We start from the raw sequence: 23,676 nt of genomic DNA, 5'->3' as shown, positions 1-23,676 counted from the left end.
TCCTAGGCTCGCGTCGGTTCGGGTCGGTTCAGCTCGGATGCCCCGTTGTCGGCCTCGGCATCGAGAGCCGCGAGCGCCTGGCGGCCCCGGCGGGCCCAGGCGCGCTTGACGATCTTCTGGATGGATTCGTCCAGCGACACGGCCAGCACCAGGGTCAGGCCGACGATGACAGTCTGCAGGAACGGCGATGCCTGCATGAACACGAGGCCGTTGCGGAGCACGCCGTAGAACAGCAGGCCGGCGATGACTCCGCCGAAGCGACCGGCGCCGCCCGCGAAGGCGATGCCGCCCAGCAGCACGACCGTCAGCGCATTCATCTCCATGCTGACGCCCAGCGCGGGGCTGATCGACTGCATCTTCGCGCCGAGCATGATGCCTGCGACGGCCGAGAGGAAGCCGATCGCGACGTACAGTCCGAAGCGGGTGCGCACGACGTCGAGGCCCATCATGTGGGCGGCGCGCGGGTTGCCGCCGATGGCGTAGATGGCGCGTCCGACGCGATGGCGCGCCAGCAGGTACCACCCGAGCAGCGCGACGACGAGGAGCAGGATGAGGCGGAACGGCACCGGTCCGATCGCGAGCGAGCCGAGTGTGCGGAAGGCTTCGGGCAGATCCGCCCGCGGGATGGTGCGTCCGCCGCTGAGCAGCATCGCGAGCCCGCCCCAGACGCTGAGGAACCCCAGGGTGATCACGATCGGGTTGAAGCCGAGGTACGCCACGAGCACGCCGTTGATCGCGCCGGCGATGAGACCGAAGCCGAGTCCGGCGAGCAGCCCGATCGGCAGGGAGTGCGTCTGCGCCATGGTGAGCCCGGCGATGACGGCGGATGCGGAGGCGATCGAGCCGACGGACAGGTCGACGACGCCGGCGATCAGCAGCATCGCGAGAGGGATGGCGATGAGGCCGAGCTCTGCGACCTGCTGCAGGATGTTGAGTCCGTTGTTCACGGAGAGGAAGTTGCGGTTGACGGAGGAGAAGAACACGATGAGCAGCACGAGGGCGATGAACACGCCGTTCTTGGCGAGCTCGGCCTTCAGATCCCATCGCTTCGGGGTGAGTCGCTTCATGAGACGGTGCCTTTCGCTTGTCTCTCGGCGAGGCCCAGCAGCGACGCGAGCAGAGCGCCGCTGAAGTCCTCACCGCGTTCGATGGTGGTGAAGTGGGTGTCTGCGATCACGACCGCGCGGTCGCAGAGGAGGTCGATCTCATCCGATTCGGATGAGGCGACGAGAACCGTCGTGCCCTGCTGGGCGATGGCGTGCACCGCGCGCGCGATGTCCTTGCGGGCGCCCACGTCCACTCCCTGGGTCGGCTGGGCGAGCAGCAGCAGTCGCGGGCGGCGCACAGACGCCCAGCGGGCGATCAGGTGCTTCTGGCGATTGCCTCCGCTGAACTCGTCGATCGGCGCGGAGCCGACCGGCCCGACCACCTGGAAGTCGGCCCGCGCGGCCGCGTACTCGGCCTCGCCGGTGCGCCCGCCGATCCAGGCGCCTCGGCCGCGCATCCGGGAGTACCAGGGGAGGAACACGGTGTCGATCGCCCGCTGTCCGGTGATCAGCCCGTCGCGCTCGCGGTCTCCCGGTACGAGATGCACGCCGCGGGCCACCGCCGCGGACGGCGAGGTCACCACGATCTCGGTGCCGTCGAGGGTGAAACGGTAGCGCCCGTGCAGGCCGAACAGGCTCTCGAGGATCTCGAACTGACGCCCGGCCGCCATGCCGAACAGGCCGAGCACCTCGCCTTCGCCGACCGTCACCCCGGTGAAGATGCCGCTCAGCTCGAGCGTCGCCCGCACCGGCGACGAGCTCCGCCGGGCCGTGCCGGCGTCTTCGGCGAGTTCGGGGGCGAGCGCTCGGGCCAGCGCCGCGCCGTCGTAGAGCGAGGCCGGGCCGTCCTCCTGCACTCGGCCCGCGCGCAGGATCACGATGCGTTCGCAGACGTCGAGGATGTCGGGCAGCCGGTGCGAGACGTAGATGACTGCCACGCCATCGGCCGCCAGCTGCCGGATGAGGGCGTGCAGCGCATCGGTCTCGGCCCGGCCGAGGGCCGCCGTCGGCTCGTCGAGCAGCAGCACGCGCATGTCGCCGCGGACGATGCCGCGGGCGAGATCCACCAGCTGGCGCTCACCCAGGCCGAGGGTGGCGACCGCTTCATGCAGTTCGAGATCGGCGCCCACGCGCGCCAGCGCCGCCCTGGCCTGGGCCTCGCCGCGGCCCCGCTCGATGAGGTGCTCCTGGCCGAGGAAGATGTTGTCGAGCACCGAGAGGTTGTGCGCGAGAGCGGGCTCCTGGTGGATCACCGCGATCCCGCAGTCGGCCATCTCGCGCGGGGTGGGCCGTGGGCCCACCTCCTCTCCTGCGACGCGGATGCTGCCGGCGGTGGCGCGCAGCGCCCCCGAGACGACGTTGAACAGCGTCGACTTGCCGGCGCCGTTGTGGCCGAGGAGCCCGACGATCTCGCCGGGCGCGAAGGCGAGGCTCACGTCGTGCAGCGCTCGGGTGGCGCCGAAATCGACGCCGACGCGCTCGAGCGCGAGCGGCGGGGTGGGCGGTGGCACTCGCTCGGCGAGAGCCACCCGCCCGCCGGCCGGGCTATTCGACGATGTACTCATCGGCGTTCTCCGGGGTGACCTTGGTGGACTCGACGGTGATCGTCTCGAGCTTCTCGCCTTCGGCGGCGCCGAAGACGAGATCGAGGATGTGATCCGACAGCATCTTCGCCGGCAGGATGTAGCCGAGTCGCCAGATGGAGTCCTTCTCCTTGATGATGCCGAGCGATTCGTTGGTCGCGTCGAGCGCCCCCAGCAGGTAGGAGTCGTCGTCCGGCGCGACACCCGAGTCGAGCAGGGCGCGGTAGGCGCCGATCATCTGGTCGGATCCGACCGAGAGCCACACCTTCGTGTCCGGGTTGGCGGCGAGCTGGCTGTTGGCGCCGTCCATGCCGTCCTGAATCGTCAGCGCCGAGGACTCGGCGATCTCGACGTTCGCTCCGGCCTTCTTCAGACCGTCCTTCACGCCATTCGAACGGTCGATTCCGAGGTCGTTCTCGTAGTAGCTGAACAGGAAGACGGGCACCTTCTCGTCGCCGTACTTGTCGACGATCCACTTGCCGGCCTCTTCGCCGAGGGTCAGCCCGTCCTTGTAGTTGTCGATCAGCAGCGACGCCTCCGTGCCGTCCCACTCGGTCGAGTAGCCGAGCACGGGGATGCCGGCAGCAGTCGCCTGATCGGTGACGGCCTGAACCGAGTCGACCTGCACGGGGTTGCCGAACAGTGCCTTCAGATCGCCGCGCTGCACCCAGGACTCCCAGCTCTGCACCTGGTTCTGGATGTTCCACTGCGGGTCGTCCGAGAGCATCTCGTAGCCCGCGTCCTCGATCTTCGGCTTCATGTAGTCGAGCATGTCGACCCAGATCTGGATGTCGAGCCCGGGGAAGCTCACCGCGATGGCTCCCTTGTCGGCATCCGCACTGCCCGTATCTCCGGCGGACGCACTGCATCCCGTGAGCAGCGTGCCGAGGCTGAGTGCGCTGAGAAGCGCGACACCGATGAGACGTGTGTTCTTCATGATTGTCCTCCTTGACTGCCCGCTCGACGTTGATGGGCAGGCTCACGTTACCGACGGTCAGAAGGGGCTGTCGTGCGTAGAAATACGTATAAAGAGCTCGAACCTGCGAAACCGGGTGTTCGCATGGAATACGGGAAAATACGCATGTGCTCTGATCTGTCCGCATCCAATAATCGAGAGGTCCGCGGGTCGACACCCGCGCCGGCAGATGATGATCGCGGATGCAGGAGGAGACTGCCGATGACGTACTTCGCCTGGCCGGAGGGGCACCGCTACGGCGCGACCGTGAGCTTCGACTTCGACGCCGAGTCGGTGTGGATCGGAGAGGATCCGCGCAACGCGGAGCGTCCCGGGGTTCTCTCGCAGGGGGCATACGGCCCCCGACGCGGGGTCCCCGAGCTGCTGCGAACGCTCGAGCGGCATGACATCCGCGCGACGTTCTACATCTGCGGCACCGATGCCGAGCGGCACCCGCGCAGCGTGCGCTCGATCGTCGAGGCCGGTCACGAGATCGCGCATCACGGATACACCCACACCAACCCGACCGAGCTCTCCAGCGCCGAGCAGCGGGTGGAGATCGAACGGGGCCTGGCCGTGCTGCGCGAGTTCGGCGAGGTGACGGGCTACCGTTCGCCGTCGTGGGAGCTGACGGCCGTCACCCGCGAGCTGCTGCGGGAGCACGGCTTCACCTACGCCTCCAATCGGCTCGACGACATCTTCCCGTACCTCGATGCGGACGGCATGGCGGAGCTGCCCGTCTCGTGGATTCTCGACGATGCACCACATTTCTGGTTTGCCAACGACACGTGGAACAAGACGATCCGCTCGACACGAGAGGTGCTCGATGTCTGGCTGCCCGAGATCGACGGCATCGCGGCGCGCGGCGCACATGTCATGCTGACGATGCATCCCATGCTCATCGGCAGGCCGTCCAGGCTCGACATGCTCGACACCGTGCTCGCGCACCTCCGTGACACCGGCGCCTGGTTCGGCACGTCGCAGCAGGTCGCCGAGCTCGTGCGATCGGGTGCGCTGACCGAGGATGAGCCGGAGCTGACCGAAGGAGCACGAGTGCGATGACAGCAGCATCCGGGTATCCGCGCATCCGCGTCTCGGGCGATCCCTACGAGCGCGGCCTGCAGTACGGCACGCTGGCGCGCCGGCAGGTGCGCAACGGACGCGACGGCTACGAGCGCAACTTCGCCGGCAACGGCATCGACTGGTCGGGCGCCTGCGCTCTCGCCGAGAGGTACGCCGATCCGATCCGCCGGCACTTCCCCCAGATCTGGCGCGAGCTCGAAGGCATTGCCGCGGGTTCCGGCCTCGACGTCGCCGACGTGCTCGCGATGAACTGCCGCACCGAGATCATGTGGGAGCAGGCCAACCGCGCCGCGAGCGAAGCCGGGATCAGGGGCGAGTGCACGTCGTTCGGCCTCGCACCCGACCGCACCGCGATCGGGCGCACGCTGATCGGGCAGAACTGGGACTGGCTGGTGCACTCCTTCGACAGCGTCGTCGTGCTCGAAGTCGAGCGCGAAGACGAGCCGAACTACGTCACGATCGTCGAAGCGGGTCTGCTCGCCAAGTTCTCGTTGAACGCGCACGGTCTCGCGGTCGGCGTGAACACCCTCGCGACCACCGCCGACATCGATACGCGCGGCATCCCGTTCCATGTGCTCCTGCGCGCGCTCGTCGACTGCCGCACCACGTACGACGCGGTCGAACTGCTCGCAGGCGTCCCGCGCGCGGCGTCGGGGAACTTCCTCGTCGGCACCCCCGACGGCGCGATCCTCGACATCGAGTGCGAGCCGGGCGGCGTCGAGGGCGTGCACGTGCTGCCCGCCTTCGGCGGACAGGTCGCGCACGCGAATCACTTCCTCAGCCGCACCGTCGCATCCGACCTGGCACCGACGCAGCTGTCGGACTCGTATGTGCGTCAGCAGCGCATGGCCGATCTGCTCGCCGCTCGGGCGGAGCACACGCAGGACTCCCTGCACGCCATCCTCACCGATCACGTCGGATCACCGGGATCGATCTGCTGCCACCCGGACCCGCGAGCCCCCGAGGCGAAGCAGTGGGCGAGCATCTGCTCGATCGTGATCGACCCGGCGGAACGCGAGTTCTGGCTGTGTGAAGGCATCCCCTGCCGCACCGAACGGCGACGCATCAGCTGCGCCGAACTGCTGAGCGGCGAGCGGTGACCGGTCGGGTCATCGCGGTCACAGGCGGCGGATCGGGCATCGGCGCCGCCGTCGTGCGCCTGCTCCTCGACCGCGGCGATGCCGTCATCGACCTCGACCTCGCCCACCCGCGCGAAGAGACCCTCGCGGAGGGCGCCCCGGGGGCAGAGCGCGTGCACCGTGCGCGCTGCGACGTGTCCGACGTCGAATCGCTCGCCGCTGCGCTCGACGCGGGCATCGCGCGGTTCGAGGGCAGGTTCGACGGTCTCGTGCACTGCGCCGGCATCTACCTGAAATCGCCGACCGAGGATGTCGACCTGGGCACCTGGAACCGCGTGCTCGACATCAACCTCGGCGGCTCCTTCGCGGCGGCATCCCTCGCCGGCAACCGGCTGATCGCCGCGGGCCGCCCGGGCAGCATCGTGCTGGTCAGCTCGACCGCGGCCTTCCTCGGTGACCGCGCGGAGCCCAGCGCCGGCTATGCGGCGAGCAAGGGCGGCGTGGTCTCGCTCGGGCGGCAGCTCGCCGTCGAGTGGGGGCATCGCGGCATCCGCACCAACGTCGTCGTGCCGGGGGTCATCGACACGCCCATGACGACGGTCATCGAGCATCCCGAGGCCTTCGCGCATGTGCTCGCGAGCATTCCGCTGGGGCGTCTCGGTTCGGCCGATGAGGTGGCGCAGGTATGCGTGTTCCTGGGGTCCCCCGAAGCCGGCTTCGTCAACGGAGCGGTCGTGCCCGTCGACGGAGGGCAGCTCGTCAGCTGACCCGAACGCGTGGTAGCGCTCAGATGCCCAGCACGGCCTTCGCGATCAGGAAGTAGATGACCAGGCCTGTCGCGTCGACGAACGTCGTGATGAACGGGTTCGAGAAGACGGCCGGGTCGACCCGGATCGCACGGGCGGCCAGTGGCATGACGCCGCCGATCGAGGCCGCCACCGTGCACACCGCCACGAGGGTGAGCCCGATCACCAGGCCGATGTGCCAGTCGTAGATCAGCCCGGCCAGGCCGAATCCGAGCGCCCCGAGCAGCAGCCCGAGGCTGAAGCCCACGCGCACCTCGCGCGAGAGCACCTTCAGGGCATCCCGCGGCGTGACCTCGCCGAGCGCCAGCGAGCGCGTCACGGTGGTCGCCGCCTGGTTGCCGGTGTTGCCGCCGGTGCCGATCAGCAGCGGCACGAACAGCGCGAGCGCGGTCAGCTGCGCGAGCGTCGCCTCGAACGCATCCAGCACCTGCACGGTCAGCGTCGCCCCGACCGCCAGCACGAGCAGCCACACCACCCTCGAGCGCACCAGTCGCTGGATGGGCGTGGAAAGGTACGAGCGGCGCAGCGGCTCGACACCGCCCTGGCGCGCGGCATCCTCGCTCTCCTCCTGCTTGAGGATGCGCGCCGCATCGTCGATCGTGAGGATGCCGACCAGCCGCTGCTCGCTGTCGACCACGGGCAGCGCGAGCAGCCCGAAGTCGGTGGCGCGGCGGGCGGCCGCCTCGGCATCCTCGTCGACCTCGGCGACGTGCGCGTCGTGCATGAGGTCGGCGACCGCGGCATCCTCGTCGGCCGCCATGAGGTCGCGCAGGCTGACCACGCCCACCACGCGCCGTCCGTGATCGGTCACGGGAAGGGTGTACACGGTCTCGGCGTGGTCGAGCGCCGCGCGGATCCGCGTGAGCGTCTCGGCCACCGTCATGCCCGGGTGCGTGGTGACGAACTCGGGGCTCATCCGCCGACCGATCGAGTCCTGCGGGTAGCCGAGCATGCTCGAGGTCAGCTCGCGGTCCTGACGGGTCAGGCCGCGCAGCAGCTGCGGGGCGACCGACGCGGGCAGCTCATCGAGCAGCCACACCCGGTCGTCGGGGTCCATCTCTGCGAACAGCGTGGTCACCTCGGCGTTGCGCAGCGCCTGCACGAGGTCACCGCGCGCACCGGGCGAGAGCGCCTCGAAGACCTCGACCGCCCGCGCTTTGGCGAGCAGTCGGTAGACGACGGCGGCATCCTCGATGCGCAGCCGGTCGACGAGTTCGACGATCTCGGGCACCGCGAGCGGCGTCAGCGCGGCGGACGCGCCGACCAGGTCGCCCTGGGCGATGAGACGGCCGATCGCGTCGGCGGCCTCGGAGACGTTCTGAAGCTGAGCGGGAGTCATGAGCGTGCCTTTCGGGGCACCGCTCAGCCGGACGCCTGACGGGCGTGGGCGGAGGGCAGAAGCGCGAGGGGCGTGCGTCGCAGCGGACGCCCCCGGGGCGGCTCAGCCGAGCGGTGCGGAAGCGGAGGGGATGACGTGTCTGCGACTGTGACTGTCACTGGACATGATGAACCACCTCGCTTCCGGATGCTCTGGGGACTACGCGACGATTCTAGCCGCCTCCGGTGGATGTACTCTGTCAACAGTCAACAAGGGGAGTGACGTGACAGAGACGGTCATACGAGGCGAATCGCTGGGTGCTCAGGTCGCGAACGTGCTGCGTCAGCGCATCGTCCGCGGAGAACTCGAACCAGGCGAGCGCATCACCGAAGAGGCGCTCGCCGAGGAGTTCGCCGTCAGTCGTGGCCCGGTGCGCGACGCGCTCACCCAGCTGAGCTTCGAGAAGCTGGTGCGCATCCAGCGCCCGCGCGGCGTGTTCGTCGTCGGGCTGACCGGCGACGACGTCGACCAGCTCTACAGCCTGCGTGGAGCGCTCGAGCAGCTCGCGCTGTCCCGCGCCATCCGCGTCGACGACGACGCACGGTGGCGGACGATGGCGGATGCCGTGCAGCGGATGGTGGATGCCGCCGACGCCCGTGACCACGCCGCCTTCGTGCAGGCCGATCTCGACTTCCACTCGCAGATCTACGCGCTCGCCGACCACCCGCGCCTGGAGGGCGCGTGGCGTCAGTACCTGCCCACCTTCACGGCGCTGCTGGACGTGACGATCAACCACGACGACGACCTGCACGACTCGGCGCACGACCACGTCATGCTCATGGACGTCATGCGCAGTGGCGACGGCGCCAGGGCCGCCGACGTGCTGACCGCGCACCTCGACGGCGCACGGGATCGGATGCTCAGCGAGCTCACGCACCCCTGACCGGGCGGCGGGAGGATCGGTCGGTCATCAGTGTCGGTGTTGACTGTTAACAGTAAACACTGGTACGCTCGCGGAGTCGACAACACGGTCGACCAGCACCGAGGAGCAAAGATGCCCCGCATCCGCATGTCCCGAGCGGCCGCAGTCATCGTCGCCGTCACCGCAACCGCGCTCGTCCTGGCCGGCTGCACCAAGGTCGAAGAGGGAGCGCCGGAATCGACGTTCCCCGAGAAGGACATCCGCCTGATCATCCAGGCCAACCCGGGCGGCGGATCCGACCTCTCGTCGCGCGCCCTCGCCACCGAGCTCGAGAAGATCCTCGACGTCAGCGTCATCCCCGAGAACATGCCCGGCGCAGCCGGCGCACTCGCGATGGAGTACGTCGGCAACCAGGACGCCGACGGCTACGTCATCGGCTTCGCCCCCGTCGAGATCGCGATGCTCAACACCACGCAGGGCGCGAACGTCCTGCCCGAGAACTACGATCTGCTGGGTCAGATCATGCTCGCCCCCGGCGTGATCACGGTCGGCGCGGACAGCGGCATCGACTCGCTCGAGGCGCTCGTCGAGCAGGCCGGATCCAGCGCGGTCACCGTCGCGAACTCCGGCGCGGGCTCGATCTGGGAGGCCGCGACCCTCGGCCTCGCCGACGCCACCGGCGCGCAGTTCACGCCCGTGCCGTACGACGGCGGTGCGACCGCCGTCGGCGCCGCAGCATCCGGTGAGACGGTCGCTGCCGTCTCGGGTCTGGGCGAGGCGCTCGCCCAGGGCGACGCCGTGAAGATCCTCGCCGTGATGCACGACGAGCGTCACCCCGATGCCGCCGATGTGCCCACCGTCGAAGAGGCCGTGGGCGAGAAGGTCGAGTTCGGTGGCTGGGGCGGAATCTACGCACCCGACGGCCTGCCGGATGACGTCAGGGAGACGCTCGAGTCGGCGGTGAAGGAGGCCGTCGAGTCGGACTCGTACCAGTCGTTCCAGAAGGACGCAGGCAACCTCGTCGTCTACCGCGACTCCGCCGAGTGGACCTCGTTCGTCGAGGACCAGTTCGCGCTGTTCAAGGATCTGCTGGGCTGAGAGGCTCTCAGGGGCCGCGCCAAGGGGCGCGGCCCCTGATCTCTCGAGAGGAAAGCCATGTCGAGCATCGACACACCCGTCGAGGACGAGTATCAGGGCGCCGCACCGTCGCGCCGGATCGAGATCCTCTTCGCCGCCGCGGCTCTCGCCTTCTCGGCGGGCTTCCTGGCACTCGCGGTGCAGATCCCGCTGCGCCGCGTGGCGGCGCCCGGACAGCTCGACGCCCGGTTCTGGCCGACCGTCCTCGGAGCGGCGGCGGTCGCCGTCGCCGTCATCCTGCTGGTCATCGCGATCACACGACCCGCACCCACCCGTGAGGACGTCGAGCGCATCCAGCCCGGCGGGCGACTGCGGATGCTGCTCACGATCGCGATCGCCTCCATCTTCACGGCCTTGTGGTCGCTGGGATCGGTGATCCTGTTCGGCTACCGCATCGAGGTCTTCCCCATCGCCGCGGGCCTGCTCATGGCCTCGCTCATGCTCGTCTACGGTCACCGCCGCTGGCTGAGCCTGATCATCTACTCCGCCGCCGTCACCGCGTTCGTCTACGTCGTGTTCGGCATGCTCCTCAGGATCCCGCTGTGAACCCCTTCGTCGAGGGAATCAACTCCCTGCTGGACGTGTCGATGCTGCTCTACATGGGCGTCGGCCTCGTGCTCGGCTTCATGGTCGGCGCCTTCCCTGGCATCACCGCTACCATGGCCGTCGCCCTGGCGGCCGGTTTCACCATGACGCTCGAGCCCGTGCAGGGTCTCGCGGTGCTGCTGACCATCTACGTCGCCGCCAACTTCGGTGACCGCGTGCCGTCGATCCTCATCAACACCCCCGGCACCCCGGCATCCATCGCGACCACGCTCGACGGCTACCCGATGGCCAAGCAGGGCAGGGCAGGGCTCGCGCTGACGATCTCGGCGATCGTCTCGGCCGTCGGCATCCTCGCCTCGCTCGTGCTGTTCTCGGTCGCCGCCGTGCCGATCGCGAACTTCGCACGCGACTACTTCCGCTCTCCCGAGCTGTTCGCGCTGGTCGTCTTCGGCATCGCGATCATGATCGGCATCTCGTCGAAGTCGATGCTCAAGGGCATCCTCGCCGGTCTCTTCGGGCTCATGCTGGGCACCGTCGGCACCTACGCCGCCACCGCCGACCAGCGCTTCACCTTCGGTCTGCTCGAACTGGTCGAGGGCGTCAACTTCATCGCCGTCATCATCGGGCTGTTCGGCATCGCGGAACTCTTCGACCAGCTGCTCACCCACCGCCGGACCAAGGTCCGCCCGATCTCGAGCCTGGGCCGCTGGTGGCCCAACCGCGCCGAGCTCAGGCAGAGCGGCCGCGCCACCGCCGTCGGCGGCGCTGTCGGGCTCGGAGTCGGCCTCATCCCCGCCGCCGGCGGCGACATCGCCGGCCTGATCGGCTGGGAGCGCGCCCGCAAGGTGTCGCGGCACCCCGAGGAGTTCGGCAAGGGCACGGTCGAGGGCGTCGCGGCGGCCGACACCGCCTCCAGCGCGACCCTCGGCGGATCGCTGACGACCACCATGGCGCTCGGCATCCCGGGCGACTCGGTCATGGCCGTGATGATCGGCTCGATGATCATCTGGGGCATCACGCCCGGTCCGACCCTGTTCTCGAACCGTCCCGATCTCGTCGTCTCGATCGCGGCCATCATGCTGGTCGCCACCCTGCTCTCGCTGGCGCTCAGCCTGGTGCGCATGAAGGGCATGGTCAAGCTGCTCGACGTGCCGCAGCCGTACCTGTGGAGCGGCATCCTGATCTTCTGCGTCATCGGCACCTACGCCACCTCGAACAGCCTGTCGACGGTCGTCACCATGCTCGTGTTCGGCGTGGTGGGCGTGCTGCTCAAGCGCATGCAGGTGCCGGCCGGCCCCGTGGTGCTCGGCCTGCTGCTCGGCCCGCTCGCCGAGGAGAACCTGGCCCGCACCCTCGCGATCCTGCCGACCAAGCCGTTCTTCGAGGTGGTCAGCCCCATCGCCATCGTGCTGCTGCTGCTCGCCGTGCTGTCGGTCGTGATGCCGGCGGTGCGCGCCGCACGCAAGCCGCGTGACAAGCGGGCGGCGCTGGAGGATTCGGTGCTGCCGACCGAGACCATCGTGCAGATCGCGCATGCCCGCGAGGAGCTGGCACAGGACCCCGACCTGCTGACGTCGACCGTGCGCAGCATCGAGAAGAAGGGTGCGCGTCGAGCGCGCCGCACCCAGAAGGAGAACGAGAAGTGACCCGCTACGACATCCTCACCGCGATCCCCACCGCCTTCCGGCGCGACGGATCGCTCGATCTGGAGGGGTCGCGCGCGATCTTCCGCTACGTCGGCGAGTCCGGCAACGAGGGCGCCTTCGTGCTCGGCACGACGGGCGAGTTCCCCGCCGTCGACGTCGAAGAGTTCACCGCGCTGGTGGGCGCCGCGCTCGACGAGCTGAAGGACCGGATGCGGGTCGTCGTGCACGTGGGCCGGCCGAGCGCCTTCGAGGCCGTGCGCCTGGTGCGCATCGCCCGGGAGCTCGGCGCGACGGAGTTCGCCGCGCTGACCCCGTACTACCTGCGCTCCTCGGACGACGCGGTGCTCGACTACTTCCGTCAGGTGTCGGATGCCGTCGGCGACGGCCGCCTGTACGTGTACGTGTACCCGGCGCGCAGCGGCAACCCGGTCTCGCCCGAGCTGCTCGTCCGCCTGGCGGAGCTGCCGAACATCGTCGGCGCGAAGGTGAGCGAGCTGTCGCTGGACGAGCTCGCGGCGTACCGCGCGGCGGTGCCCGCGGACTTCGAGCTGTACACCGGGGCGGATCGCGACCTGATCGCCGCCGTCGAGGTCGGTGCCCAGGGGGTCGTCTCGGGGGTTTCGTCCGTCACGCCAAAGCCGTTCCGCGCCCTCGCGGATGCCGGTCGCTCGGGTGATGACGACGCTCTCGCGGCCGCGCAGTCCGCCGTCGACGAGGTCGTCTCGCTCATCGGCGGCGACATGGCGCGCATGAAGGAGGGCTACCGGGTGCTCGGGGTGACCGACGCGCACTGCCGGATGGCACTGGATGAGCCGACGGAGGCCGAGCGCGCCGACGTCGCGCGAGTGGTGCGCGAATACGCCTGACGATCACTGCAATCGATTTCTCCGAGCGGTAATCTGTGCGTGACCGCAACAGCGCAGGGGGAGAAGTGGCGACGATCTACGACGTGGCGGCACTGGCCGGCGTCTCTCCGGCGACGGTGTCGCGCGTGTTCAACGGCACGAGCGTGTCGCCGGCGAAGGTCGAGGCGGTGCGCGCGGCCGCCGCGCAGCTGAACTTCACCCCCAATCGCGCGGCGCGCACGCTGCGCCGGCAGAGCTCCGAGGTGATCGCCTTGATCATCCCCGACATCGAGAACCCGTACTTCACCGAGATGGCGCGGGGCGTCGAAGACGTCGCGAGCGAGGCCGGGTACTCGGTGGTGCTGTGCAACTCCGACTCGCAGATAGAGAAGGAGTCGACGTACCTGCGCATCGCGATCGCGGAGCACATGTCGGGGGTGATCCTGGCCGCGGCATCCGATCACACGAATCTCGACGAGATCCTCGCGACCGGGCGTCCTGTCGTAGCGGTCGACCGCAGTACCGGTCACGACATCGACGGCGTGGTGATGGCGAACCGGGATGCCGGTCGCATCGCGACCGAGCACCTGCTGAACGACCACCGCCGAGTGGCGTACATCGGCGGACCCGAGCTCATCGAGACCGCCGCGGATCGCGCCGAGGGCTGGCGTCTCGCGCACCGCGCCGCGGGCGTCGAGGCGCCCCTCGACCTGCTGCGCTTCTCGTCGTTCCGGGTGGAGGGCGGGCGCGAGGCGATGGAGGAGCTGCTCGCGCTGCCCGAACCACCGGATGCCGTCGTCGCCGGCAACAACCTGATCGGCGTCGGCGCGATCCAGGTGCTCTCCGAGCACGGCCTGACCCCGCCGCAGGTGGGCGTAGCCGTCATCGGCGGGCTGCCGTTCACGACGCTCTCGCCCAGCGCCGTCACGATCGTGCGGCTGCCGGCGCGGCACATGGGCGTCACCGCGGCCCGGATGCTGCTGGAGCGCATCCGCGGCGACGATCAGCCGGCACGCACGGTCGTGCTGCGCAACGAGGTGCGCGCCGCCACACGGTGACCCGCCGGGAACCGCGCGTCAGCGCGGGTCCGAACCCCACAGCCGGGTGGCGAGGCTCGCTACCTCCTTGTCGAGCGCGACGAACTTCACATCCTGAGCCTCGAAGCGGGCGTTCATCTCGGTCCGCAGTGCCTCGATCCGCGCGTCCTGCGCTTCGAACCGCGCATTCATCTCGCCGCGCAGGCCACCGATCTCGGCTCTGACCTCGCCGCGCAGGCCCCCGATCTCACCCCGCATCTCGCCGCGCAGACCGCCGATCTCGGCCCTGATCACACGGCTGAACTGCGTGGTCATCAGGGTCATGCCACCCAGCATCACGGCCGCGAACACGCCGATGAGCGTCCACACCTGCGGATCGTTCATCTCCATGCCTCCATTCTCTCCTGTGGCACCCACGATGTCACCGGGATCTGCCATCCAGGCCGCGGGCGATCGTCGATCGACGACGATTGGGGAGAAGTCGACGGAATCGCAGGACGTGGAGGGCCAGTCGGTTGCGGCTTGAAATCGATTTCGCGTACTCTGGTGGGACGCGAGTCATCGGCCGAGGAGGACGACCATGCGCTGCACCCTCGGGGTGGACATCGGCACATCGAGCAGCAAGGGCGTGCTCGTCGCCGAGGACGGCTCGATCCTCGGCACCGCCACGCGCGCGCACGACGTCGACCGGCCCCGCACCGGCTGGGTCGAGATGGATGGCCGCGTCTGGTGGGACGAGTTCGCCGACATCGCGCGGGAGCTGCTCGACCCTTCGACAGGCTCAGGGACCCAGGGGCCGATCGAGGTCGTCGCGGTCGGCGTGAGCGGCATGGGGCCGTGCATCCTGCTCACCGATGAACACGACGAGCCGGTGCGCCCCGCGATCCTGTACGGCGTCGACACCCGCTCCACCGATCAGATCGCGCGGATGACCGACGAGCTCGGCGCTGACGAGATCACCCGCATCGGCGGCTCGGCCCTCACCTCGCAGGCCGGCGGCGCCAAGATCGCCTGGATCGCCGACGAGGAGCCCGAGGTCTTCGCCCGGGCGAAGCGCCTGTTCATGCCGGCATCGTGGCTGGCCCGCAAGCTGACCGGCGACTACGTGCTCGACCACCAGTCGGCCAGCCAGGTCTCACCGCTCTACGACATCGAGAACGAGCGCTGGCACGAGCCGTGGTGGACGCGCTACGCCGGCACCGTCGAACAGCCGCCGCTCGCCTGGGCGGGCGACATCGCCGGCACCGTCACCGCCGAGGCCGCCGCGCTCACCGGCATCCCGGCGGGCACCCCCGTGATCGCCGGGACGATCGACGCCTGGACCGAGGCTGTCAGCGTCGGCGCGCACGGCGTCGGCGACCTCATGCTCATGTACGGCACGACGATGTTCCTCGTCGCCACGACCGAGCAGACCCTGCGCACCCCTTCGATGTGGACCACGGCCGGTGCCTTCGCCGGCACGCGCAACCTCGCCGGCGGGATGTCGACATCCGGCGCGCTGACCGCCTGGCTGAAGGACCTCACCGACGCCGACTACCCGCAGCTGCTCGCCGAAGCGGAAGCATCCGGCCCCGGGGCCCGCGGGCTGCTGATGCTGCCGTACTTCGCGGGGGAGCGCACGCCCATCCAGGACCCGGATGCCCGCGGCGTGATCGCCGGCCTCACCCTGCGCCACGGTCGCGGAGACCTCTACCGCGCTGCGCTCGAGGCCACCGCGCTCGGCGTGCGCCACAACGTCGAGACCATGCGTGCCGCAGGCGCCGATATCCGCCGCATCGTCGCTGTCGGCGGCGGAACCCAGGGCCGGCTGTGGCTGCAGATCGTCTCCGACGTCACCGGCCTCGTGCAGGAGGTGCCAGGAACCACGATCGGCGCCAGCTACGGGGCGGCCTTCCTGGCGGCATCCGCCGTCTCGGCCGATGGCGACCCGCCGCGGATCGAGGACTGGAACCCCGTCGCCTTCCGCATCGAACCCGACCCCGGCGCGCGCGCCGGTTACGACGAGCTGTTCGACCGGTATCTGCGGCTGTACGCCGGCACCGCCGAGGTCGTGCACGAGCTCGCCGCACAGCAGAAGAATCCCTGAACCACCCACCCATCGGAGAAATGATGAGCTACACCCTCCCCGCCCCGGTCACCCGGCCGCAGAGCGCACCGAACACCGCCTACCTGATCACCTCCGGCGACCTGCGCGAGTCCGCGAACGTCGCCGGTTGGCCCACCCAGGTCGAGCTCGAGGCCGGCGTGACCGGCGTGCTCGAGGGTCTCGGCTGGAGCGTCATCCGCCCGTTCGGCGTCGACCCGGCCACCGGGCACGGCTTCATCTCCAGCCAGCGCATGGGCATGGAGATCTTCAAGAGCATCCCGGTCGACGCCCCGCTCGTGGTCGCGATCGCCAACTGGCAGTACTCGCACCACGTGCTCGCGGGCCTGCGCAGCCACCAGGGACCGATCCTCACCGTCGCCAACTTCGCCGGCGACTGGCCGGGCCTGGTCGGCCTGCTCGGCCTGAACGCCGGCCTGACCAAGATGGGCAAGGAGTACGCCACCACCTGGTCGGTCGACTTCGCCGACGACTGGTTCAAGGACGGCATCCGCGAATGGACCGAGACCGGGCGCATCACCCACGACGCCTCGCACGTGCGCGCGCTGCCCGAGCTTCCCGACAGCCCCGAGAAGCAGCTGGGTCAGGCGCTCGCCGCCGAACTGCTCGCCGACAAGGCCATCATCGGTGTGTTCGACGAGGGCTGCATGGGCATGTACAACGCGATCTTCGACGACGAGCTGCTCAACCACACCGGCATCTACAAGGAGCGCCTGTCGCAGTCGGCGCTGTACGCCGAGATGCTCGAGGTGACGGATGCCGAGGCCGACGCGGCCTTCGACTGGCTGATCGAGCACGGCATGACCTTCCGCTTCGGCGAGGACCCGGCCACCGAGCTGACCCGCGACCAGGTGCAGTGGCAGCTGAAGATGTACATCGCGGCCCTGCGCATTGCGGATGACTTCGGGCTCGACGCCGTCGGCATCCAGTACCAGCAGGGACTCAAGGATCTCGTGCCGGCGTCCGACCTCGCCGAGGGCATCCTGAACTCCACCGAGCGTCCTCCGGTGACCAGCCGCGACGGCTCGCGGGTGCTGCACGAGGGCCGTGCCTTCCCGCACTTCAACGAGGCCGACGAGGGTGTCGCGGTCGACGCGCTGATCACCGACCGCGTGTGGCGCGCGATGGGACTCGTGCCCGACAACACCCTGCACGACGTGCGCTGGGGCGATGAGCACGACGGCGAGTTCGTCTGGGTGTACGAGATCTCGGGTTCGGTGCCGGCGTCGCACCTGGGCGGCTGGGACAAGGCAGAGGGATGGCGTCAGGGCCACGTGTTCTTCCCGGCCGGCGGCGCCACGATCAACGGCGTCTCCAAGCCCGGCGAGGTCGTCATCAGCCGCGTGTTCATCGCCGACGGCATCCTGCAGGCCGACATCTTCCGCGGCTCGGTCGTCGAGCTGCCGGATGCCGAGACGCAGCGCCGCAAGGATGCCACGAACCCCGAGTGGCCGATCGCGCACGTCGTGCTGCACGGCCAGAGCCGCGACCAGTTCATGGCCCGCCACAAGGCCAACCACGCCCAGGTCGTCTACGCGCCCGACGCCGACACGGCAGACAAGGCGCTGATCGCCAAGGCCGCCATGTTCGATGGCCTCGGCATCAAGGTCAACCTGGTCGGCGACGTCACGGTCTGACCGCGGCGCGCGCCGCCCCACGCGCCGCCCCGCGCCCCCACGCGTCTATTTGTCACGAAGTCCCGATATTCGCCCCGGATATCGGGACTTCGTGACATATAGACGGGGGCTGTGGATAACGCCGGCGGCGGAATGCGCCGCTCGGGCAGATTGAGGGGATGGGGCGACGACTCGCGAGGCTGCCGGCGGATACACCGGCCGTGTTCACGGTGTCGGATGCCGTCGCACGCGGCATCCCGCGAGGCCGGCTGTACCGCGACGACCTCGCCAGCCCGCATCGCGGAGTTCGAGCCCTCGGCGTGCCGGAGGCGACGGCCGAGGGCCTGACCGAGCGCGAGCGACACTGGAACACGGTGCGGGAGTGGCATCTCAGGGGGATGCGCGAGTACCTTCCCGTGATCCCGGTCGACGGCTATTTCTGCGGACCGTCCGCCGCTTTCATCTGGGGCATCCCATTGCCGCCACGCGACTGGTCCGACCTGCACGTCGGGGTGCCGAGACCGTCGCGCGCGCCGCGGCGCCCTGGTGTCGTGGGACATCAGCATTCCGCTGGATACGTGCGCGTCGTGGAGGTCGACGGGATGCTCGTGACCGACGCCGCGAGCACCTGGGCGACGCTGGGCGGGCTGCTGACCGAAGACGATCTGATCGTCGCAGCCGACCGGGTCATCCGCATCCCGCGAATGCCCGGAGGGTTCCGACGGCTGGACGAGCGCCCTCTCGCGACTCGCGAGGAGCTGAGCTGGTTCGCGGAACGCAAGGGGCGCCCGGGCGCCCCGCGCCTGCGCCGCGCCCTGGAGCAGGCGCGAACCGGTGCGGCATCCCCGCCCGAGACCCGCATCCGCCTGCTGATCCGGGATGCCGGACTCCCCGAGCCCGTGCTCGACCACGATGTGTACGACGAGTACGGGCGTTTCCTGGGCTGCAGCGAACTCGCATACCCCGAGCTGCGAGTCGCGTTCGAGTACGAGAGTGACGGCCATCTCTCCCAGGAGCAGTTGCGCCGCGACATCGACAAGTACCAGGCCTATGCCGAGGCCGGGTGGAACCCGGTGCGCCTCACCTCTGAGCACGTCTTCCGCAACCCGGGCGAGGCCGTCCGCCGCATCCGCCAAGCCCGCCGCTCAGCCGGCGCCTGAGCCCAAGCGCGTCGCCTCCCCGCGTCTATATGTCACGAAGTACCGCTATCGCCGTCCGATTTCAGCATCTTGTGACAAATAGACGGGAGAGACCGAGGGATCAGGCGGGGGGCAGGCGCAGGACGTCGCCGGCCTCGCCGCCGAGCAGATCCTGGGCGATACGGATGCTGCGGGCCAGGTCATCCAGCGCGGGGATCAGCGTGCCGAACCGCTCGCGGTCGCTGCACAGCGCGCTCAGCGAGATGAGGTGCGTGCCCGTGTCCCAGGTGTAGGTCACGAAGGGCATCGCACCAGGCCCGGGCGGGTCGGGCATCACGAGCTTCTCGCCCGATCCGAGCGCCGTGCGGAAGTCCTCGGTGTCGTCGTACTCGATCGGCATGTTCGCCCGCGCCATACGCAGCTGCGGGGTGAGCTCCTGCACGGTGGCCATCGCGACGACCAGCTCGGGCTCGGCCTTCCACGTCCACGCCAGCACACGGCCGTCCGCGCGGCGCATCGCGAACGGGATGGCCTGGCTGGCCAGCCAGGTGCCCACGCGCGCGCCCGGCAGGCTCGGGCGGTCGATGCCTGCGCCTGCCTGGCCGAGCAGCATCCGCAGTGCCGCCTTGCGGTGCCGGCGGCCCTTCCATCCGAGCGAGCCGGTGACGGGGATCCACAGCGACGGGTCGGCGGACGAGATCAGGCGCATACACCCACGGTAGGGGCTGCGACAGGGCGGCCGCTGAGAGCGGCCAGCCTCACCGTCCGGCTCAGCACGCTCAGGTAGAGTTGCCTGCGCCCAGGCAGGACGGCCCACGACGCCGCCGCCCCCGAGCTCAAGATAGGCGGCCTTCTTCCGTGACTTCCGGACGTCCCCTGAAGATCCTCATCGGATGCGACACCTTCGCGCCGGACATCAACGGAGCCGCTCGTTTCGCCGAGCGCCTCGCCGCCGGACTCGTGCAGCGTGGACACGACGTGCACGTCGTCGCGCCCAACACCGCCTACCGTCACTCGCCCGCCCACACCGAGGTCATCGAGGGCGAGCCGATGACCCTGCACCGCCTGCCGGCGGTGCGGTGGCTGCCGCACGACTGGCTGCGGTTCATCTGGCCGTGGCGTTCGAAGCACTACGCACGCAAGGTGCTGGATGCCGTGCAGCCCGACATCGTGCACATCCAGTCGCACATCGTCATCGGCCGCGGACTCACCCGCATCGCGCACCAGCGCGGCATCCCCGTCGTCGCCACGAACCACGTGATGGCCGAGAACATCCTCGACCACACCTCCATGCCCGACTTCATCAACCGGCCGGTGCTCAAGCTCGCCTGGGCCGACGCCGAGCGCACCTTCGGCATGACCCGCGCGGTCACCACGCCCACGCGCAAGGCCGCCGACTTCCTCGAGCACACGATCGACATCGAGGGCGTCATCCCGATCTCGTGCGGCATCGACCGCCGCAACTACACCCCCGTGATCGGGCCGCGGGAGAAGAACCGCATCCTGTTCGTCGGGCGCCTGACGGGCGAGAAGCAGGTCGACGTGGTGCTGCGCGCGGTGACGAAGATCGACCCGGCGCTCGACGTGCACTTCGACATCGCCGGAGGCGGCGACCAGCGCAAGGCCCTCGAGGCGCTGGCCCACCAGCTGGGCATCGGCGACCGCGTGACCTTCCACGGCCGGGTCACCGACGAGCAGCTGCGCGAGCTGTATTCACGGTCGTCGGTCTTCGCGATCGCGTCGATCGCCGAGCTGCAGTCGATCGTCACGATGGAGGCGATGGCCTCCGCCCTGCCGGTCGTCGGAGCGGATGCCGTCGCCCTGCCGCACCTCGTGCACGACGGCGAGAACGGCTACCTGTTCGAGCCGGGGAACGTCGACGAGCTCGCCGATCGGCTGACCCGCGTGCTGACCGCGGCGCCCGCCGACTACGAGCGGATGCAGCGCGCCTCGCTCGACGGCGTGGCAGTGCACGACATCAACCGCACCCTCGACACCTTCGAGGCGCTCTACCGCGGCGAACCGCTGCCGCAGTGACCCCCCGTCGCGTCACGCGACGGCGTGCCGCCGCGCGGGCGCGCGACGGCAGAGGTCACAGCACGGCGTAGAGGAAGCTCGACAGGAACGCGGCGAGCGTGCCGAGGATCTCGGCGGCCCCGATGCCGATCGCGATGCCGCCGAGCACCGGCTGGGAGCGACGGCGCACGGCCAGGATGCCGAGGATCAGGCCGGCTGCGGCGAGCAGCATCCCGACGATCGCCCGCACCGAGGAGATCGTCTGGAACAGCCACGGATTCGTGTAGGCGCCGGAGATCAGAGCCGGGGTGAGGAGTGAGAAGATCACGCCGGTCGCGAGCGCGACCGCCGCGATGATCAGCGCCGTGCGGCCGAGTGTGCCGCCGGCCGGGGCGGCGCCGTATCCGGGCTGAGAGTAGGCGGGCTGAGCGTAGCCGGGCTGTGCGTACTGGGGATCTCCGGGCTGTCCGTAGCCCGACGGAGCGTAACCGGGCTGCGGTGGCTGCGGCGCGTACGGCGGCAGCTCGGGATGCTGGGGATGCTCGGGCTGGGGCTGCCCGGGCTGCGGCTGGTGAGGCTGCTCGGGCTGGGATGCGGACGGCTGCGGGGAGTCGCTCATGCGGCTGAGCCTAACGGCTCGCCGTCCGTGGGTGGGTGCTCAACGGTGGGCAGTGGCCCGCGTGGCGCATGCGACGAGATCGTGCTCGGCGACGCGCGACCAGTCGGTCGGCAGCGCACGGTGACCGTCGCGACGCAGCTCCACGAGCGCGGCGACGAGGCCCCACAGTGCCAGGGCGGCGAGGATGAGAAGAATGGACATGGCAGAAACGCTACGTTCCGCGTTAGAATGACACGAGTGCCAGAGTTGACAGCATTCACTCGATTTCTGCCAACTCGATTTCTGCCGAGTCGATGAGGAGCGCCGCATGAAGACCGTCGCCTGCGTGATCGATGACGGGTTCGCCCCGTTCGAGTTCGGTGTCGCCTGCGAGGCGTTCGGACTCGACCGCAGCGACGACGGTGTGCCGAACTTCGACTTCCGCATCGTCTCAGCCGACCCGGGGCCGGTGCGCTCCAAGCTCGGCTTCACGATCAACGTCGAGCACGACCTCTCCTTCGCGTACGAGGCCGACCTCGTCATCTTCTGCCCCCTGCCGCGCGCGACCTGGACCCGCGTCGATCCGCGGCTGATCGACCTCGCCCGCGACGCCGCCGCCCGCGATGCCTGGGTCATGAGCGTCTGCAGCGGCTCGTTCGTGCTCGCGGCCGCCGGCGTGCTCGACGGCAGGCGCGCCACGACCCACTGGATGTACGCGCACGAGATGGCAGCCATGTACCCGCAGGTGCAGATCGACCCCGACGTGCTGTACGTGCAGGACGGGCGCATCATCACCAGCGCCGGCACCGCGGCAGGCATCGACGCCTGCCTGCACCTGCTGCGCATCGAGCTGGGCGCCGAGTTGGCGAACCGCATCGCCAAGCGCATGGTCGTCCCTCCCCAGCGCGACGGCGGGCAGGCGCAGTACGTCGATCGCCCCATTCCGATCGAGGCGAGCGGATCACTGGCATCCGTCGCCGACTGGGCGGTGCAGAACATCCGCGACGAGCTGTCGGTCGACCTGCTCGCCGGTCACGCCCACATGTCGCCGCGCACCTTCGCCCGGCGCTTCAAGTCGGAGTTCGGTGCGACACCGGCATCGTGGCTGACCCGGCAGCGGGTGATCCAGGCGCAGCGGATGCTGGAGCGCACCGACTACGGCCTCGACCGCATCGCCGAGGAGTGCGGCTTCGGGTCGGCTGGAGTCCTGCGGCAGAGCTTCGCGCGGGTGCTCGGGACGACGCCGACCGCCTATCGCGCCCGCTTCTCGTGCCGCGACGAGGTCATGGCCGCGGTCTGACCCGGTGTCAGCGGGCTCGTGCGACCGGGATCAGGCCCAGCGGCCGGGCTCTGACAGGACGTGCGAGCGGGCCGAGGTGCCCTCGGCCGACACCTCGGCCGTGCAGAACAGCAGCGACATCGTCGGGTAGCCGTGCGGGTTGTTGTCGCGGATGATCGCCCGGTCGTCCTCGGGCGAGAGCGCCGTGCTCTCAGCGAGCACCTCGACCCAGCGGTCCGCCCAGCCGTCGTCTTCGGGGCGGGCGGCGGCGAACTGCGGGAGCCACGCGTCGATGCGGGCGGTGCGCGGGTCGTCGAGATCGTCGTGCGCGATCATGTGCACCCCGTGCGGCACCGGCGTCTCGCGCAGCTCGTCGCCGTCCCACGACAGCACGCGCGAGCCCTGCGGCGTCACCTCGAGCAGGTTGAAGCCGTGCATCGGCATCCGGCCGGGCTGCGGTGAGCGCCCCTCGACCGATTCGAGTGCGAGGGAGCCGCGCGAGAGCAGCCCCTCGGGCGCCGGGTCGAGCACGTCCGCGCGGTTCAGCAGCACGGCCAGGCGGCCGGCCTCAGGATTCAGTGCCAGCCAGGCGCCGCCCGCACGGCGGTCGTGCACGCCGATCGCGCCGGGGTAGCGCTCGGGCCACCATTCGCCCAGGTCATCCCAGGCGCGCTGCGGATCCTCATCGCGCACGGCCAGCAGCCGCGCCCCGTCGTCTGTGACGTCGATCACCACGGTGCACACGAGCACGAGTCTAGGTGCGTTCCGCGGGGCCGGGCGCGGTGCGGCATCCGCGCTTCCGGGCCACGCAGGTACGGATGCACGACCCGGGAACACCTGCACGACCGACCGGGCGTTCTGACCGTGCAACTGTTCCCGGGTCGTGCAGGTGTGCCGGCCGCGGGGCGGTCTGGGGCAGAA

General features: G+C 69.7%; 23 protein-coding genes. 14 read left to right on the top strand and 9 right to left on the bottom strand.

All coding sequences use genetic code 11. The features are described from left to right. Positions 1-2: 2 nt before the first annotated feature. Genes H7694_RS15300 through H7694_RS15290 form a run of 3 tightly spaced genes read right to left on the bottom strand, consistent with a single transcriptional unit; the run spans position 3 to position 3,566 of the window. Positions 3-1,067 (bottom strand): ABC transporter permease, encoded by a 1,065-nt coding sequence (locus H7694_RS15300; protein WP_193597298.1) that lies wholly within the window; start codon positions 1,065-1,067, stop codon positions 3-5. Then, on the bottom strand, positions 1,064-2,611 hold the full coding sequence (locus tag H7694_RS15295; RefSeq protein ID WP_193597297.1) for an ATP-binding cassette domain-containing protein: 1,548 nt from the start codon (positions 2,609-2,611) through the stop codon (positions 1,064-1,066). The genes H7694_RS15300 and H7694_RS15295 overlap by 4 nt, the downstream gene beginning before the upstream one ends. Continuing rightward, positions 2,592-3,566, bottom strand: a complete 975-nt coding sequence (locus tag H7694_RS15290) for a sugar ABC transporter substrate-binding protein (protein WP_193597296.1) — start codon at positions 3,564-3,566, stop codon at positions 2,592-2,594. Before H7694_RS15290 ends, H7694_RS15295 begins: the two co-directional genes overlap by 20 nt. 240 nt (positions 3,567-3,806) lie before the next feature. Between H7694_RS15290 and H7694_RS15285 the strand changes: the two genes are divergently transcribed. Genes H7694_RS15285 through H7694_RS15275 form a run of 3 tightly spaced genes read left to right on the top strand, consistent with a single transcriptional unit; the run spans position 3,807 to position 6,513 of the window. Further along, entirely contained in the window at positions 3,807-4,646 is an 840-nt protein-coding gene (locus H7694_RS15285) for a polysaccharide deacetylase family protein (RefSeq protein ID WP_193597295.1), read from the top strand. Continuing rightward, on the top strand, positions 4,643-5,767 hold the full coding sequence (locus tag H7694_RS15280) for a C45 family autoproteolytic acyltransferase/hydolase (RefSeq protein ID WP_193597294.1): 1,125 nt from the start codon (positions 4,643-4,645) through the stop codon (positions 5,765-5,767). Before H7694_RS15285 ends, H7694_RS15280 begins: the two co-directional genes overlap by 4 nt. Next, positions 5,764-6,513, top strand: coding sequence for an SDR family NAD(P)-dependent oxidoreductase (locus tag H7694_RS15275; protein ID WP_193597293.1), 750 nt, complete (start codon positions 5,764-5,766; stop codon positions 6,511-6,513). Before H7694_RS15280 ends, H7694_RS15275 begins: the two co-directional genes overlap by 4 nt. A 19-nt stretch (positions 6,514-6,532) precedes the next feature. On the opposite strand, the gene mgtE is transcribed toward H7694_RS15275, so the two are convergent. Further along, a complete protein-coding gene (mgtE, locus tag H7694_RS15270; protein WP_193597292.1) occupies positions 6,533-7,891 on the bottom strand; it encodes a magnesium transporter in 1,359 nt (452 codons plus the stop codon). A gap of 262 nt (positions 7,892-8,153) precedes the next feature. Between mgtE and H7694_RS15265 the strand changes: the two genes are divergently transcribed. The 6 genes from H7694_RS15265 to H7694_RS15240 all read left to right on the top strand — a co-directional run bounded on the left by H7694_RS15265 (position 8,154) and on the right by H7694_RS15240 (position 14,024). Continuing rightward, on the top strand, positions 8,154-8,813 hold the full coding sequence (locus tag H7694_RS15265) for a GntR family transcriptional regulator (protein WP_193597291.1): 660 nt from the start codon (positions 8,154-8,156) through the stop codon (positions 8,811-8,813). A 111-nt stretch (positions 8,814-8,924) separates the two neighbouring features. Then, entirely contained in the window at positions 8,925-9,890 is a 966-nt protein-coding gene (locus tag H7694_RS15260; RefSeq protein ID WP_193597290.1) for a tripartite tricarboxylate transporter substrate binding protein, read from the top strand. A 57-nt stretch (positions 9,891-9,947) separates the two neighbouring features. Further along, on the top strand, positions 9,948-10,475 hold the full coding sequence (locus H7694_RS15255) for a tripartite tricarboxylate transporter TctB family protein (protein WP_193597289.1): 528 nt from the start codon (positions 9,948-9,950) through the stop codon (positions 10,473-10,475). After that, positions 10,472-12,121 carry a tripartite tricarboxylate transporter permease gene (locus H7694_RS15250; RefSeq protein WP_193597288.1) on the top strand — a complete coding sequence of 550 codons (1,650 nt, stop codon included), beginning with the start codon at positions 10,472-10,474 and terminating at the stop codon, positions 12,119-12,121. The genes H7694_RS15255 and H7694_RS15250 overlap by 4 nt, the downstream gene beginning before the upstream one ends. After that, entirely contained in the window at positions 12,118-12,987 is an 870-nt protein-coding gene (locus H7694_RS15245; RefSeq protein WP_193597287.1) for a dihydrodipicolinate synthase family protein, read from the top strand. Before H7694_RS15250 ends, H7694_RS15245 begins: the two co-directional genes overlap by 4 nt. Before the next feature lie 65 nt (positions 12,988-13,052). Continuing rightward, positions 13,053-14,024, top strand: coding sequence for a LacI family DNA-binding transcriptional regulator (locus H7694_RS15240; RefSeq protein WP_193599268.1), 972 nt, complete (start codon positions 13,053-13,055; stop codon positions 14,022-14,024). A gap of 18 nt (positions 14,025-14,042) precedes the next feature. On the opposite strand, the gene H7694_RS15235 is transcribed toward H7694_RS15240, so the two are convergent. Continuing rightward, positions 14,043-14,393, bottom strand: coding sequence for a hypothetical protein (locus H7694_RS15235; protein ID WP_193597286.1), 351 nt, complete (start codon positions 14,391-14,393; stop codon positions 14,043-14,045). A 190-nt stretch (positions 14,394-14,583) separates the two neighbouring features. Between H7694_RS15235 and H7694_RS15230 the strand changes: the two genes are divergently transcribed. The 3 genes from H7694_RS15230 to H7694_RS15220 all read left to right on the top strand — a co-directional run bounded on the left by H7694_RS15230 (position 14,584) and on the right by H7694_RS15220 (position 18,883). Next, positions 14,584-16,089, top strand: a complete 1,506-nt coding sequence (locus tag H7694_RS15230; protein ID WP_193597285.1) for an FGGY-family carbohydrate kinase — start codon at positions 14,584-14,586, stop codon at positions 16,087-16,089. Positions 16,090-16,112: 23 nt separating this feature from the next. Continuing rightward, on the top strand, positions 16,113-17,744 hold the full coding sequence (locus H7694_RS15225; protein WP_227468170.1) for a fucose isomerase: 1,632 nt from the start codon (positions 16,113-16,115) through the stop codon (positions 17,742-17,744). A gap of 158 nt (positions 17,745-17,902) precedes the next feature. After that, the gene (locus tag H7694_RS15220; RefSeq protein ID WP_193597283.1) at positions 17,903-18,883 is read left to right on the top strand and encodes a hypothetical protein; all 981 of its coding nucleotides are present in this window, start codon (positions 17,903-17,905) and stop codon (positions 18,881-18,883) included. A 100-nt stretch (positions 18,884-18,983) separates the two neighbouring features. Here H7694_RS15220 and H7694_RS15215 read toward each other — a convergent pair whose 3' ends face one another. Beyond that, the gene (locus H7694_RS15215; protein WP_193597282.1) at positions 18,984-19,571 is read right to left on the bottom strand and encodes a hypothetical protein; all 588 of its coding nucleotides are present in this window, start codon (positions 19,569-19,571) and stop codon (positions 18,984-18,986) included. A gap of 149 nt (positions 19,572-19,720) precedes the next feature. Between H7694_RS15215 and H7694_RS15210 the strand changes: the two genes are divergently transcribed. Continuing rightward, positions 19,721-20,899, top strand: a complete 1,179-nt coding sequence (locus tag H7694_RS15210) for a glycosyltransferase (RefSeq protein ID WP_193597281.1) — start codon at positions 19,721-19,723, stop codon at positions 20,897-20,899. 55 nt (positions 20,900-20,954) lie between these two features. Here H7694_RS15210 and H7694_RS15205 read toward each other — a convergent pair whose 3' ends face one another. Next, a complete protein-coding gene (locus tag H7694_RS15205) occupies positions 20,955-21,497 on the bottom strand; it encodes a hypothetical protein (protein ID WP_193597280.1) in 543 nt (180 codons plus the stop codon). Positions 21,498-21,536: 39 nt separating this feature from the next. Next, the gene (locus H7694_RS15200) at positions 21,537-21,698 is read right to left on the bottom strand and encodes a hypothetical protein (protein ID WP_193597279.1); all 162 of its coding nucleotides are present in this window, start codon (positions 21,696-21,698) and stop codon (positions 21,537-21,539) included. A 106-nt stretch (positions 21,699-21,804) separates the two neighbouring features. Here H7694_RS15200 and H7694_RS15195 point away from each other — a divergent pair, with 106 nt between their 5' ends. Further along, complete coding sequence (locus H7694_RS15195; RefSeq protein ID WP_193597278.1) at positions 21,805-22,776, top strand: GlxA family transcriptional regulator; 972 nt, start codon at positions 21,805-21,807, stop codon at positions 22,774-22,776. 30 nt (positions 22,777-22,806) lie between these two features. Here the strand turns inward: H7694_RS15195 and H7694_RS15190 are convergent, their stop codons facing one another. Beyond that, positions 22,807-23,499 carry an NRDE family protein gene (locus H7694_RS15190; RefSeq protein ID WP_193597277.1) on the bottom strand — a complete coding sequence of 231 codons (693 nt, stop codon included), beginning with the start codon at positions 23,497-23,499 and terminating at the stop codon, positions 22,807-22,809. Between the last annotated feature and the right edge of the window lie 177 nt (positions 23,500-23,676).

The organism is Microbacterium sp. YJN-G, from assembly GCF_015040615.1.
Taxonomy (GTDB): Bacteria; Actinomycetota; Actinomycetes; order Actinomycetales; family Microbacteriaceae; genus Microbacterium.
Note: the sequence above shows the minus strand (reverse complement) of the source record. Positions and strands in the feature narration are given on the sequence as shown.